Genomic DNA, 12,882 nt, shown 5'->3' with positions numbered 1-12,882 from the left:
AGAACTCACTCACGAATCCCGCATCGACAGTCCCGTCGGCGCCCGACGTTTGCTCGATGACCACGGCTAACGGGTGTCGCCCTCTCGGACCGCCCGCTGGCGGCCTCCGGCCTCTTCGGGGTCCTGGCCACCAGCGGCTTCGGCGTGGCGATCACCAGCGGCCTGATCGTCTCGATCACCGTCGCAGCGGCCCTGCGGGTGGCACTGGCCGAGGTGCTCATCGGCAGGCGAGCGGCGCGGTCGTGAGCGGTTGTCGCACCCCTCCAGCAGGATGGCGCTGAACGGGCGAGTGGAGGGTGCCGATGACGGACAAGGTCGACTTCAAGAAGAGCCTCGACACCTACCGGGCGGAGCGCGGCCGGTTCCGGGTCGTGGACGTGCCGGACATGCAGTACCTGATGGTCGACGGCCACGGCGACCCCAACACCTCGCCCGCCTTCGCCGAAGCGGTCGAAGCGCTGTACCCGGTCGCCTACAAGCTGAAGTTCGCCAGCAAGCAGGACCTCGGCCGGGACTACGTGGTCCCGCCCCTGGAAGGCCTGTGGTGGGCCGAGGACATGAGCGCCTTCACGGCGGCCCGCGACAAGTCGCGCTGGGACTGGACGATGATGCTCATGGTCCCCGGCTGGATCGATCGGACCATGTTCGCCACCGCCGTCGAGCGAGCCGGGGCGAAGAAGCCGCCGACGCGCCTGGCAGACGTCCGCCTGGAACCGCTGTCCGAAGGACGGTGCGTCCAGACGCTGCACATCGGCTCCTTCGACGACGAAGCGGAGGTCCTCGCGGAGCTGCACGACGAGTACATCCCGGCCAACGGCCTGTGCATGTCCGGCAAGCACCACGAGATCTACCTGAGCGACTTCCGCAAAGTCGCCCCCGAGAAGCAGCGCACCATCCTCAGGCAACCGGTCGCGAGCTGAACCACGTCCTCGCCAGGCGCGCTCCTTCAGCAGCTGATGGCCCGTGAGTACTTTCTGGCGTCATAGCGCCAGAAAGTACTCACGGGCCATGACCAGCCAAAACATCACCCTTTGAGGAAGGACAAGAAAGCACCCCAGCTCTCGCTCGCGAAGGTCAGAATCCCGTCCTCGGGAGCCTTGGAGTCCCGCACCAGGGCGGTGCTGTCGAGTAATCGGACCTCGACGCAGTTGTCACTGGCTGCGGCGCTCTTGGAGCTCTTGAACCATCCCGTGTCCCGGGCAAGCCTCGGCATGATCAGCCATCCCTCATGATCTCGTCGATCAGCTGACGCGACTCCGACACGCTCAAGGCGAGGTCGCGGAGCCGTCGGAAGACGCGAAACATCGTCGCAGTATCGGCTTCGTCGTGGAAGTAGGTGGAAGGGCCGTAAACGACGTTGGCGAAGGCGACCGGCGCGCCCTGTCCGCTGAACTCGAACAAGGTGAAGCCACCACCGCGTGCCGGGTTCTGGTAGCTCTCACGGGGGAGGATCTGAATGCTCAGTTCGTCGCGCTCATCCAGCAAGGCGAGGAGATTTGTGAGTTGATCGCGCATGACCTCCGGTCCGCCGACCGGTGCGCGAAGCGACTCCTCGGTCAGGATGAAAGCCATCTTCTTGCTGGGTGATGCATCGAAGGTGCGCTTCTGGCGATCGAGGCGGAACGCAACGCGCTGCTCCAGCTCCGCTTCCGATGACTGCCACCAGATCCCGTCGCCTTCGTTGATGAGAGCTCTGACGTACTCGGGCGTTTGCAGTAGTCCTGGCACCATCCCGCACTCGTAGCTGCTGATCTCCGTAGCGCTGGATTCGAGGTCGGCGAAGCGCTGGAAGGCTCCGGGGAGGAGGTCCGTGTAGGTGCGCCTGCGCTGGCGCTTCCTTGCTTCCACTCCCAGGGCGAGCGCTGTTCTGCGTTGTTCGGCGGAAACGTCGTAGCAGTCGAGCAGCTTGACGAGGTCGTTCTCCGGGATGGCGCTGCGGCCGTCCTCCAGGTCGACGATCCGGGATCGGACCTTGCCGATCGCGTCGGCCGCCTGCTGCTGGGACTTCTCGGCTTCCTTGCGCAACCGGCGCAGCATCAGTCCGAGCTGTCGTCGCTCCAAGGTCTGGCGAGCTTGGCCCATGCGATGACTCCTGCTCCTGATCAGCACCCGACAGAGGGATACAAAAGTCCGACTGTCGGACCTAACCTCAAAATAGTCCGACAGTCGGACTTATGTGAAGCGGTTCCAGCAAGTCACCATAGTCGTCCACTGAGGAAGGTCGGGAGCATGGGCGTGTGCAAGCAGTCCGGGATATTCATCGACTCGTTCGTCGCGATGGAGCGGGAGGTGCCGATGCGCTACGAGCTGGATCGGCACAACGACGTCGTGGTCCTCTACTGTGGACCGAACAGCGAGTACGTCCTCACCATCGGCCGGGAGAACCTCGCCAACCTCATCGCCCTCGGTGCCGAGGCGATCCGCGAACTCTCCGCCACCTGATCAGCGTCGTCGGCAATGGGAGGCACGCCAGTGCTCTGGGGCGAAGCGCTGGCGTGCTCTTGTCCTCGACCGGACTCGAAGTTCTATCGTCGTGACCATGGCTGACGACATCGATGGCGTTCTCGCACTGGTCGAGGCGTACCGGGCGGCTTGGGCGGGTCTGGACCCTGCCGCGTTCCGGTCGATCTGGGATCCGGAGCGCGAGATCGTCTACTGCCCCTCCGAGCTGGACCGGCCGCTGCTGGGAGCGGATGCCGTCGGGCGGTACTTCGACCGCGTCGTCTCCGGCATCCGCCACGTGCGGGCGATGACGGTTTCCGACGTCCGGGTCGAGGTCATCGGCGATGCCGCCTGGGCGTTCTTCTCCTTCGACCTCGAAGGTTCGGGCGCTGAGCCGTTCGAGGTGCGCGGCCGGAACACGCTGCTCGCGCGTCGCACCGGCGGAGGGTGGAAGGCGGTCCACTACCACGAGTCGCTGCGCGGCCCGCTCACCGAGCCGGTGTAGCCGCCGCGCAGCGAACCCGCCGCGCTAGTCGCGGGAGGCCAGGCGGGCGTTGCGGTAGCCGTAGGCGAAGTAGATCAGCAGGCCGAGGACCAGCCAGGCCGCGAAGCGCAGCCAGGTGATGATGTCCAGGTTCGTCATCAGGTACAGGCAGGCCAGGGCGCTCAGGATCGGCAGCCAGGGCGACAGCGGGACCCGGAACGGGCGGTGCAGGTCCGGTTTGGTGCGGCGCAGGACCGGGACCGCCAGCGAGACGATCACGAAGCCCGACAGGGCGCCGATGCTCACCATGTCGGCCAGCTCGGAGATCGGGATGAACCCGGCCATCAGCATGATCACCACCGCTCCGCCGATCGTCATCCGGTGCGGCGTGCCCCACTTCGGGTGCACCTGGGAGAGCTTGGGCGGCAGCAGGCCGTCGCGGCTCATCGCGAAGCCGATGCGGCCGATGGTGACCAGCTCGACCATCATCACCGAGGTCAGGCCCGTCACCGCGCCCAGCGCGATCAGCGCGCCCACCCACGGCTGGCCGACCGACTGGAACGCCGCCGCCAGCGGGGCGCCCTCGTCGATCTCCCGGTAGTCGACCATCGCGCTGAGCACGATCGCGACCAGCACGTACAGCAGGGTGCACACGATCAGGCTGCCGAGCAGGCCGACCGGCAGGTCGCGCTTGGGGCGCTTGGTCTCCTCACCGAGGTTGGCCAGCGCCTCGAAGCCGGTGTAGGCGAAGAACACGATGGCCGCCGCGGTGAACACGCCGCCGATGCCGTACATCGACTGCTCCATGCCGAGCAGGACCTGCACCAGCGGCTGCTCCAGCGCGCTCGCGGTCTCGGCGGCGGGCTGCGCGGGCGGGACGAACGGGTCGAGGTTGGCGCCGTTGAAGAAGAACAGCCCCGCGACGATCACCAGCACGCACACCGCGACCTTGACCACGACCAGCGCGTTGGTCACCCACGACGACTCGCGGATGCCGATGACCGCGACCGCGGTGAGCGCCGCGATGATCAGGATGGCGCCGACGTTGACCGTGGCGTCCTCGCCGAACCACTCCGGTGGCAGGCCGAGCAGGTTGGCCACGTAGCCCGACCAGCTGCGCGAGACCACCGCGGCGCCCAGGGCGAACTCCAGCAGCAGGTCCCAGCCGATGATCCACGCGAACAGCTCGCCGAGCGTGGCGTAGCCGTAGGTGTAGGCGCTGCCCGCGGTCGGCACCGCCGAGGAGAGCTCGGCGTAGCACAGCGCGGCCAGCGCGGCGACGACGCCGCCGATCACGAAGGACAGCACCACACCGGGCCCGGCGTGCTCCTTGGCCTCGATGCCGGCCAGCGTGAACACACCGGTGCCGATGATGATGCCGATCCCGAAGCCGACCAGGTCCTTGCCGGTCAACCTGCGGATCAGCCCGCTGCGCTCACCGCGGGTCAGGATGTCCTCGACGGGCATCGTTCGGAAGACGCTCACGGGCAAGCACGGTAAGCGAGGCGTGCTGACATGGCGCGACCGGAGTCGCGTTGCGTGATCGTATCGGTACGAATCGTGACGCTAGGTGCGCGTGGGGTGCCCGCGAGTGATCCGGATCAACCCGGCGAACGGGCTGTTCGTGCGGCGGGGAGGCACGAACAGCCCATTCCGCCCGCGGCTCAGGCCGGTACGGCCGCGGTGTCGCGCTCCCACACCCGGTGCTGGGCGAGCGCGGCGGCGAACTCCTCGATGAACCCCTCCGGCAGCGCGCCGCCGGTGTGCGCGGCCATGACCACGCCGAGGTCGGTCACCACGCCGTCGGGCCCGGAGGGCTCGCGCGCTTCGGCGACTCCGGCCCGCCGCAGCAGCTCCATGCCCTCGTCGCTGGCCGCGACCGGCTTGTGGTGCTTGTACGCCTCGGCGACGAAGTGCACGACGTGCCCGTCTTCGGACAGGGCGCGCACGCTGTCCGCGCCGCCCGGGACGATCACGCCGTCGTAGAGCACCGACATCATGGTGTGCACCGCCCGGTCCGCGGTCACCTCGTCGCCGTCGGCGCCGCCGACCTTGCCGTCGCGCAGGCCCAGCACCTCCGCCAGCGCGCCGCGCTCGGCCAGGCCGCGCTGGATCTGCGTCACCTCCGCGGCGTCCACGCCGTCGGCGACGAGCACGGCGATCTTGCGGCTGGTGATCGTGTCGGTGCGCGAGTTGGCCAGGCTCAGCGCGGGGGAGCTGCGGCCGTGGTTCGGCCGGCCGCCGCTGGGCGGTGCCACGCCGACGCCTTCGGCCACCGCCGCGGCCAGCTCGTGGTCGACGTTCTCCAGGTGGTCGACCACGTTGGCGCGCACGTGCTGGTGGTCGACCTTGCCGAGCTCGAAGCGGAACGCGGCGACGATGTGCGCCTTCTCCCAGGGCGCCATGCTGTTCCAGAACAGCGTGGCCTGGCTGTAGTGGTCCTTGAAGCTCTCGCTGCGCTTGCGGATCGTGTGGCCGTCCACCTTCTGCTGGTAGTGCCGGAACACGTCCTCGTCGGCCAGCGCCGGGCACCCGCCGGCGAGGGTGTTCTCGGTGTAGCTCGTCCGGCCCCGGTGGATCCGCTGCTGGCCGTAGCCGTCGCGCTGGTTGTTGGCCACCTCCGCGGTCGGCCGGTTGATCGGGATCTGCGCGAAGTTGGGGCCGCCGAGCCGGATCAGCTGGGTGTCGAGGTAGGAGAAGTTGCGGGCCTGCAGCAGCGGGTCGTTGGTGAAGTCGATGCCCGGCACCACGTTGGCGGTGTGGAAGGCGACCTGCTCGGTCTCGGCGAAGAAGTTGTCCGGGTTGCGGTCCAGCACCATCCGGCCCACCGGCCGCACCGGCACCTCCTCCTCGGGGATGATCTTGGTGGCGTCCAGCAGGTCGAAGTCGAAGTCGAACTCCCGCTCCTCGGCGACCAGCTGCACGCCCAGCTCCCACGTCGGGTACTGGCCGGCCTCGATGGACTCCCACAGGTCGCGCCGGTTGAAGTCGGCGTCGGCCCCGGCGATCTTCTGGCACTCGTCCCACACCAGCGAGTGGCTGCCCAGCAGCGGCGTCCAGTGGAACTTCACGAAGGTGCCCTCACCGCTCGCGTTGACCAGGCGGAAGGTGTGCACGCCGAAGCCCTGCATCATCCGGTAGCTGCGCGGCAGCGCCCGGTCCGACATCAGCCACATCATCATGTGCAGCGTTTCCGGTTGCAGCGACACGAAGTCCCACAGCGTGTCGTGCGCCGACGCGGCCTGCGGCATCTCGTTGTTCGGCTCCGGCTTCACCGCGTGCACGAAGTCGGGGAACTTGATCCCGTCCTGGATGAAGAACACCGGCATGTTGTTGCCGACCAGGTCGTAGTTGCCCTGCTCGGTGTAGAACTTGGTGGCGAACCCGCGCACGTCGCGGACCGTGTCCGCCGAGCCGCGGGAGCCCGCGACGGTGGAGAACCGCACGAACACCGGGGTGCGCTGGTCCGGATCGGTCAGGAACCGCGCGACGGTGTGCTCGGTCAGCCAGCCGTCGTAGGGCTGGAAGTGCCCGTAGGCCCCGGCGCCGCGGGCGTGCACCACGCGCTCCGGGATGCGCTCGTGGTCGAAGTGCGTGATCTTCTCGCGGGCGTGGAAGTCCTCCAGCAGCGTGGGGCCGCGCTCACCGGCGCTCAGCGCGTCGTCGGTGTGGTCGATGCGCACGCCCTGCTGGGTGGTCAGCTTCGTCCCGGTGAGGTCCTGGCGGACCCCGTCGAGCTGTCGTTGCTTGTCGTCCTCGGTGCCCATCGCGCTCGGCTCCCCTCGGTGTCGGCTCGAACCGCCCACCAGGTTTCCCACCGGTGCCGAGGGGTATGCCCGCTCAGGAGCCCAGTGCGGCGGGCAGCCAGTGCAGCAGTTCGGGGGCGCCGGCCACGATCAGGAAGTGCGCGCTGCGGCCCAGCAGGCTCGCCGCCAGGAAGCCGAGCAGCGGCAGTCCGGCGGCGCCGGAGAGCAGGCACATCAGGCTGTAGGGCGGGATGCCGGGGATCGCGGTCAGGGCCAGCACACCCAAGCCCCACCAGGGGCGTTCCACGGTGCGCTGGTGGAACTTCTCGAACCAGCCGGCCCACCGGCTGCCCTTCCGCTTGGTCTCCAGCCGCTTCAGCAGCCGCTCGCCGAGCGCGAATCCGCCCCGGCCCGCGAAGTAGAACAGGGTCTTGCCCGCCACCTGGCCGACCGCGGCGGCCAGCCCGAACGCCCACCAGCTCACGCCATCCACTGTGGACACCACGCCGAGCAGGTAGAGCTCGATGTTGACCAGCGGGAAGAAGCTGCCCAGCGCAGCGGTGCCCGCGGTGGCCAGCAGCCACCCGATCATCGGACCACCCGCTCGCGCGGCGAGACCAGGTGGTCGACCACGTCACGCACTCCACAACGACCGGAACAGGACGACCCAGCCTAACGACCCGCTCCAGCCATCACCCTGTCGGGGACGAGATGTCAATTTCGTACGAAATTGACACCCTCCTCGCAGCGCGGGTGCTCTGAGCTGGGAGGGGGTCTGGGGCTCCGGTCAGGGCGGCGTCACTCGGCCGGTCGACTCGTGCGCGGCGCGATGGTCAATTTCGTACGAAATTGACCATCCGCGCCTCACTCGGCCGGGGGTGGCGGGTCGGCGTCGGGGTCCCAGGAGAGGAGGCGGACGCGGCTGACCGTGCGCAGGTGGCGGCGCATCGCGGTGACCGCCGCGCGGGCGTCTCCGGCGCGGATCGCCTCGGCGATGCGCTCGTGCTGGGTCAGGGACTTGGTCGGGCGGTCCGGCTGGCGCAGCGACTCCTGGCGGCTCTCGGCGATCTCGGTCGCGATGGTGCGCATGAAGTCGGCGATCAGGGAGCTGTGCGCGGCGGCGGTGATCGCGGCGTGGAACCGGCGGTCGCCCTCGCTGCCGAGCTCGCCGTCGGCGATCTCGCGGCGCATGTCGGCCAGCGCCGCGTCGATCTCGGCCAGGTCGGCCTCGGTGCGCCGCTGCGCGGCCAGCTCCGCGGTCTTGGTCTCCAGCGCTTCGCGCGCGTCCAGCACGTCGGGGAGACGGCGCTTGCGCGCCACCAGCTCGTCGACCGGCTCGACGTCCAGCGATTCGCGGCGCAGGTAGGTGCCGCCGCCGTGCCTGACCTCGACCAGCCCTTGCACCTCGAGCACCACGATGGCCTGCTTGACCGAGGCGCGGCTGACGCCGAGCTGCTCGGCGAGCTTGCGCTCCGGCGGCAGGCGGTCGCCCGTGCGCAGGCCGGAGGCGGTGACGTGCTCGCGCAGCCGCTGCACGACCTGCTCGTACAGGCGCGGGCGGGTGAGCGGGCGCAGGGCGTCGGACACCGGGTTCCTCCAGGCCGGGAAGGGGAGAGGTGATCAGGCTAACACCGGGGGTTCGGTTCAGTGGCTGAGCCAATTTTCGCACAGTCGCTTGACTGCGGTGGTTCGCGGCGCAAAAGTGGACTGGCCAGTGAACCAATGATCGTGGAGGTGGCCCGTGCTGTTCCCGAAGTTGCGGCAGCCGGATGGCACGGAGGCCCTGCGCTTCGGCGCGCGGGCGCTGGACTACCAGGAGCTGGCGGGGGTGGCCGCGGCGATCGCCGAGCTGGTCGCGGGACGGCAGCGGATCGCGGTGTGGGCGACCAACGAGCTGGAGACCTGCGCGGCCGTCATCGGCGGGCTCAGCGCGGGTGTCGCGGTCGTGCCGATCAACCCGAAGGTGGGCGAGCGCGAACTCGCGCACATCCTGACCGACAGCCGGCCGGAGCTGCTGCTGGCCGCGCCGGGGTTCCGCGCGCCGGACGGGCTCGGCGACATCCCGGTGCACGAGATCGACCTGACCGCCAGCGGCGGTGAGCTGCCGCCGGAGGCCGACGAGGACGCGCCAGCGCTGATCGTCTACACCTCGGGCACCACCGGCCCGCCCAAGGGCGTCGTGCTGCCGCGCCGCGCGCTGAGCGCCAACCTCGACGCGCTGGCCGAGGCGTGGGAGTGGACCGGGGCGGACGTGCTGGCGCACGCGCTGCCGCTGTTCCACGTGCACGGCCTGATCCTCGGCACGCTCGGGCCGGTGCGGCTGGGCGGCTCGGTGCACCACCTGGGCAAGTTCTCCTCCGCGGCCATCGCCGAGGAGCTCGCCGGGCCGGCGACCATGATGTTCGGCGTGCCGACCATGTACCACCGGCTGGCCGAGGACGCCGAGCGCGATCCGCGGATCGGCGAGGCGGTCGGCAAGGCCCGGCTGCTGGTGTCGGGCTCGGCGGCGCTGCCCGCGGTCGAGCACGAGCGGATCGAGCGGCTGACCGGTCAGCGGGTCGTGGAGCGCTACGGCATGAGCGAGACGATCATGAACTGCGGCGTGCGCGCCGACGGCGACCGCAGGCCCGGTTACGTGGGCCGCCCGTTCGCCGGTGTCGAGCTCAAGCTGGTCGACGAGCGGGGCGCGGAGATCGAGGTCAGCGACGACGAGACGGTCGGCGAGATCCTGGTCCGCGGCTCGAACCTGTTCAGCGGCTACCTCAACCGCCCCGACGCCACCGCCGCGGCGTTCACCGACGGCTGGTTCCGCACCGGCGACGTGGCCACCCGCGCCCCGGACGGCTACATCCGCATCGTCGGCCGCAAGGCCACCGACATCATCAAGAGCGGCGGATACAAGATCGGCGCGGGCGAGATCGAGAACTGCCTGCTGGAGCACCCGGCGGTCGCCGAGGTCGCGGTCACCGGTGAACCGGACGCCGACCTGGGCGAGCGGATCATCGCCTGGATCGTGCGCGCGCCGGGCCAGGAGGTCACCGACCAGGAGCTGGCCGACCACGTGGCCCGTCTGCTGACGCCGCACAAGCGCCCGCGCGTGGTCCGCTACCTGGAGGCCTTGCCGCGCAACGAGATGGGCAAGGTGCAGAAGAAGGCCTTGCAGCATGGCTGAGCTCAGCGCGGCTCGCGCGCTGGTCGAGGCGATCGGCCGGGGGTTCGAGGAGTTCGAGCCCCCGGCGGTCGCCGAAGCCGTCGACGGCCCGCTGGGCTGGCCGGGCTACGACGACCAGCGCGCCCGCGCGACCGACCGCAGCGGCGCCGCCGAGTCGGTGCTCTGCGGTCGGGCCCAGGTGGGCAGGCTGTCGGCGGTGCTCGTCGCGTTCGACTTCGCCCACCTCGGCGGATCGGTCGGCGAAGCGGCCGGTGCGCGGATCGTGGCGGCCTTCGCGCGGGCCCGGGAGCTGCGGCTGCCGGTGATCTCGCTGGTGGCCTCCGGTGGTAGCCGGATGCAGGAGGGCATCCGCGCCCTCCGGCAGCTCCAGGAGATCGCGCGGGCCTGCCTGCGGACCCGGCGGGACGGGATCCCGCACATCACGGTGCTGCGGAACCCGACGACCGGAGGCATGTGGGCGGCGCTGTCGGCGGCCGCCGACGTGGTGCTGGCCGAGCGCGGCGCGGCGGTGGCCTTCGGCGGCAGCCGCGTGCGCAGCGCGACCGAGACGGGGGAGGCGTTCACCGCCGAGGGCAAGCTCGCCGACGGCCAGGCGGACCGGATCGTCGACCCCGCCGAACTGCCCGTGGTGCTGGCCGAACTGGTCCGGTTGCTGCACCCGCAGCGGTCGGACCAGCTACCGGCCCCGGTGCCGAAGTCGCTGGCAGGCGGCGAGCCACCCGCGACGGGCTGGGAGGCGGTCCAACGTGCGCGGTCGGCCGACCGGCCGCACGCCCAGGCATACCTGGATGCCTACTTCGCCGCCCGCTTCGAGATCAGCGGCGACCGCGCCGGCGGCCGGGACGAGGGGATGCTCTGCGGCTTCGGTGAGCACGAAGGCCGCACGATCGCCTTCGCCGCGCAGACCGGCACCGCCAACACCCCGCCCGGATTCCGCACCGCGGCCCGCCTGATCGGGCTCGCCGACCGGCTGGGCATCCCGGTGCTGACGCTGGTGGACACCCCGGGCGCGGCCAACGACGCGGCGGCCGAGCGCGGTGGCGTCGGCCCCGCGATCGCGGAGCTGTTCACGGCGGTCGCCGACGCGCAGGTGCCGATCACCACCCTGGTCATCGGCGAAGGCGGCTCCGGAGGAGCGCTGGCCCTGGCGGCACCGGGGCGGACCTGGATCACCGCGGACGCCTACTTCGCGGTGATCGCCCCGGAACACAGCGCAGCGATCCTCAAACGAGACCCGGAGCAGGTCCCGGGCCTGGCCGGACACTTGCGCCTGCGCCCCCAAGACCTCGTCGACCTGGGCTTCGCCCAGGACATTGCCGACTGACCTCCTGCGCGCTTCTCCCGGGCGGAGGCGTCAGTGCGCAGCTGCCCTGCGTGACCACAGGTTCGCCGGGTCCGTCAGGGGTTGCGGGGGTCGGTAACTTCGTAGCCCTCGCGAAGTCGGCCTCCGACGGTGTTGAGGACCTGGTGGGCGAGCGCGGTGAGGCGGGCGGGATCGGTGAGGGCGGTGGCCAGGTCTTCGGCCAGGTGCGGGTCGTGGTCGTGCAGTTCGCGGAAGAGCCATTTGCCGGTGCCCTGCCAGTGGCGCGCCGCCAGCAGGGCGAGCTGGGCGGTCTTGTTCAGCGCGCGGGCGGCGGTGAAGGCGGTTTCGGCGGGGACGGTGCTGCCCGCGAGGTCGTCGAGCAGGTCGGTCAGCTCGTAGCGGAGTTCGGCGAGCTCGGCAGGCGTCGGTGCGGCCGGTCCTGCGGCCAGGTTGTGGCGCATCTCGTCCTGCAGGCGGGCACCCAGGCCGTCGCGGTCGGCCACGATCGCGCCCTCGGCGATCAGCCGCGGGATCCCCGGCCAGCGGCGGGCGAGGTTGTCGGCGCAGTGGGCGGCCAGGCTCCGCTCGTCGTGCTCCAGCACTTCGACCGGCCAGTCCTCCCAGGTCAGCGACCGGCGGGACGGCTGGGCCCTGGGCTCGGTGACCACCACCACGTCCAGGTCGGAGGTCGCGGTGCGGCGGGCGGTGAGGACGCTGCCGCCCACGATCACCAGGCGGGCCGCGGCGTACTCGTGCTGGGCCAGACGGCGTGCCGCGTCGATCGGATTCCGGTTCACCGACTCGTTCTACCGTGCTGATCGGGTGATGAGAACAAGGGATCGTTGCGGTCGGTGATCAATGCCACCTCGATGGTGGGGCGATCCGGGCACGTCCGTGTTCTAAACTCAGGCTCGCCTGACAAAGGTTAGGCTTGCCTGAGTTTCAGAAGGTGCGATGAACCGGACGGGGATCGGCGGCGCGGTCGCCATCGTGACAGGCGCGGGCCAGGGCATCGGTGCCGCGGTGACCGCTGCGTTCGCCGGGCTCGGCGCGACCGTCGCCGCGGTGGACCGCGACGGGGAGAAGGTCGCGGCCGTCGCCGCGGAGCTGGGCGAGCGGGTGCGGGCCTACCAGGCCGACGTGGCCGACCCGGCGGCCGTGACCGACGTCGTGGAGCGGGTGGAGGCCGAGGTCGGGCCGGTCGGCGTGCTGGCCAACGTCGCCGGGGTGCTCCAGGTCGGCACGGTGCAGGAGATCAGCGACGAGGACTGGCAGCGGACCTTCGCGGTCAACACCACCGGGGTGTTCAACTTCTCCCGCGCGGTGTCCAAGCACATGATCGCCCGGCAGCGGGGCTGCATCGTCACCGTCAGCTCGAACGCCGCGGGCGTGCCCCGGCACGGCATGGCCGCCTACGCCGCGTCCAAGGCCGCGGCCACGCTGTTCACCAAGTCGCTCGGGCTGGAGCTGGCCGAGCACGGCATCCGCTGCAACGTCGTCGCCCCCGGCTCCACCGACACCGACATGCAGCGCGGGATGTGGGCCGACGAGCGCGGCGCCGAACGGGTCATCGCCGGTTCTCCCGAGACCTTCAAGGCCGGCATCCCGCTGCGCAAGCTCGCCACCCCGGAGGACATCGCCGACGCGGTGGTGTTCCTGGCCTCCGATCAGGCCCGGCACATCACCATGCACGACCTGTACGTCGATGGCGGCGCCACGCTGCGCGCCTGACTCC

At 70.4% G+C, this 12,882-nt stretch carries 13 protein-coding genes; 6 read left to right on the top strand and 7 right to left on the bottom strand.

Going from position 1 to position 12,882, the window contains the following annotated elements; translation table 11 throughout:
- Positions 1-302 precede the first annotated feature (302 nt).
- Positions 303-920 carry a GyrI-like domain-containing protein gene (locus OU416_RS14525; RefSeq protein WP_270927453.1) on the top strand — a complete coding sequence of 206 codons (618 nt, stop codon included), beginning with the start codon at positions 303-305 and terminating at the stop codon, positions 918-920.
- 104 nt (positions 921-1,024) lie between these two features.
- Here the strand turns inward: OU416_RS14525 and OU416_RS14520 are convergent, their stop codons facing one another.
- On the bottom strand, positions 1,025-1,213 hold the full coding sequence (locus tag OU416_RS14520) for a DUF397 domain-containing protein (protein WP_270927452.1): 189 nt from the start codon (positions 1,211-1,213) through the stop codon (positions 1,025-1,027).
- 2 nt (positions 1,214-1,215) lie between these two features.
- Positions 1,216-2,082, bottom strand: a complete 867-nt coding sequence (locus OU416_RS14515; RefSeq protein ID WP_270927451.1) for a helix-turn-helix domain-containing protein — start codon at positions 2,080-2,082, stop codon at positions 1,216-1,218.
- 147 nt (positions 2,083-2,229) lie between these two features.
- On the opposite strand from OU416_RS14515, the gene OU416_RS14510 reads away from it, so the two are divergent.
- On the top strand, positions 2,230-2,442 hold the full coding sequence (locus OU416_RS14510; RefSeq protein WP_270927450.1) for a hypothetical protein: 213 nt from the start codon (positions 2,230-2,232) through the stop codon (positions 2,440-2,442).
- A gap of 97 nt (positions 2,443-2,539) precedes the next feature.
- Entirely contained in the window at positions 2,540-2,947 is a 408-nt protein-coding gene (locus OU416_RS14505) for a YybH family protein (RefSeq protein ID WP_270927449.1), read from the top strand.
- 24 nt (positions 2,948-2,971) lie between these two features.
- Here OU416_RS14505 and OU416_RS14500 read toward each other — a convergent pair whose 3' ends face one another.
- The 4 genes from OU416_RS14500 to OU416_RS14485 all read right to left on the bottom strand — a co-directional run bounded on the left by OU416_RS14500 (position 2,972) and on the right by OU416_RS14485 (position 8,259).
- On the bottom strand, positions 2,972-4,393 hold the full coding sequence (locus OU416_RS14500) for an APC family permease (protein ID WP_372907152.1): 1,422 nt from the start codon (positions 4,391-4,393) through the stop codon (positions 2,972-2,974).
- 197 nt (positions 4,394-4,590) lie between these two features.
- Complete coding sequence (locus OU416_RS14495) at positions 4,591-6,693, bottom strand: catalase (RefSeq protein ID WP_270927447.1); 2,103 nt, start codon at positions 6,691-6,693, stop codon at positions 4,591-4,593.
- A gap of 73 nt (positions 6,694-6,766) precedes the next feature.
- The gene (locus tag OU416_RS14490; RefSeq protein WP_270927446.1) at positions 6,767-7,264 is read right to left on the bottom strand and encodes a VTT domain-containing protein; all 498 of its coding nucleotides are present in this window, start codon (positions 7,262-7,264) and stop codon (positions 6,767-6,769) included.
- 272 nt (positions 7,265-7,536) lie between these two features.
- Positions 7,537-8,259: a FadR/GntR family transcriptional regulator gene (locus OU416_RS14485; RefSeq protein WP_270927445.1), complete on the bottom strand. Its 723-nt coding sequence runs from the start codon at positions 8,257-8,259 to the stop codon at positions 7,537-7,539.
- Between the two features lie 154 nt (positions 8,260-8,413).
- Between OU416_RS14485 and OU416_RS14480 the strand changes: the two genes are divergently transcribed.
- Both OU416_RS14480 and OU416_RS14475 read left to right on the top strand, forming a co-directional pair.
- Complete coding sequence (locus OU416_RS14480) at positions 8,414-9,844, top strand: acyl-CoA synthetase (RefSeq protein WP_270927444.1); 1,431 nt, start codon at positions 8,414-8,416, stop codon at positions 9,842-9,844.
- Positions 9,837-11,168: a carboxyl transferase domain-containing protein gene (locus OU416_RS14475; protein ID WP_270927443.1), complete on the top strand. Its 1,332-nt coding sequence runs from the start codon at positions 9,837-9,839 to the stop codon at positions 11,166-11,168. Before OU416_RS14480 ends, OU416_RS14475 begins: the two co-directional genes overlap by 8 nt.
- A 74-nt stretch (positions 11,169-11,242) precedes the next feature.
- On the opposite strand, the gene OU416_RS14470 is transcribed toward OU416_RS14475, so the two are convergent.
- Entirely contained in the window at positions 11,243-11,944 is a 702-nt protein-coding gene (locus tag OU416_RS14470; RefSeq protein WP_270927442.1) for a nucleotidyltransferase family protein, read from the bottom strand.
- A 157-nt stretch (positions 11,945-12,101) separates the two neighbouring features.
- Here OU416_RS14470 and OU416_RS14465 point away from each other — a divergent pair, with 157 nt between their 5' ends.
- Positions 12,102-12,878: a 2,3-dihydro-2,3-dihydroxybenzoate dehydrogenase gene (locus OU416_RS14465; protein WP_270927441.1), complete on the top strand. Its 777-nt coding sequence runs from the start codon at positions 12,102-12,104 to the stop codon at positions 12,876-12,878.
- Positions 12,879-12,882 lie beyond the last annotated feature (4 nt).

The sequence above is a fragment of the Saccharopolyspora indica genome (assembly GCF_027853965.1).
In the GTDB taxonomy this organism is placed as follows: domain Bacteria; phylum Actinomycetota; class Actinomycetes; order Mycobacteriales; family Pseudonocardiaceae; genus Saccharopolyspora; species Saccharopolyspora indica.
Note: the sequence above shows the minus strand (reverse complement) of the source record. Positions and strands in the feature narration are given on the sequence as shown.

Excerpts from the sequence above, each read along its gene's own strand:
- OU416_RS14515 (WP_270927451.1), bottom strand. The coding sequence starts at position 2,082 with ATGGGCCAAGCTCGCCAGACCTTGGAGCGACGACAGCTCGGACTGATG.
- OU416_RS14495 (WP_270927447.1), bottom strand. The coding sequence starts at position 6,693 with ATGGGCACCGAGGACGACAAGCAACGACAGCTCGACGGGGTCCGCCAG.
- OU416_RS14510 (WP_270927450.1), top strand. The coding sequence starts at position 2,230 with ATGGGCGTGTGCAAGCAGTCCGGGATATTCATCGACTCGTTCGTCGCG.
- OU416_RS14500 (WP_372907152.1), bottom strand. The coding sequence starts at position 4,393 with ATGCCCGTCGAGGACATCCTGACCCGCGGTGAGCGCAGCGGGCTGATC.
- OU416_RS14475 (WP_270927443.1), top strand. The coding sequence starts at position 9,837 with ATGGCTGAGCTCAGCGCGGCTCGCGCGCTGGTCGAGGCGATCGGCCGG.
- OU416_RS14490 (WP_270927446.1), bottom strand. The coding sequence starts at position 7,264 with ATGATCGGGTGGCTGCTGGCCACCGCGGGCACCGCTGCGCTGGGCAGC.
- OU416_RS14505 (WP_270927449.1), top strand. The coding sequence starts at position 2,540 with ATGGCTGACGACATCGATGGCGTTCTCGCACTGGTCGAGGCGTACCGG.
- OU416_RS14525 (WP_270927453.1), top strand. The coding sequence starts at position 303 with ATGACGGACAAGGTCGACTTCAAGAAGAGCCTCGACACCTACCGGGCG.
- OU416_RS14520 (WP_270927452.1), bottom strand. The coding sequence starts at position 1,213 with ATGCCGAGGCTTGCCCGGGACACGGGATGGTTCAAGAGCTCCAAGAGC.
- OU416_RS14465 (WP_270927441.1), top strand. The coding sequence starts at position 12,102 with ATGAACCGGACGGGGATCGGCGGCGCGGTCGCCATCGTGACAGGCGCG.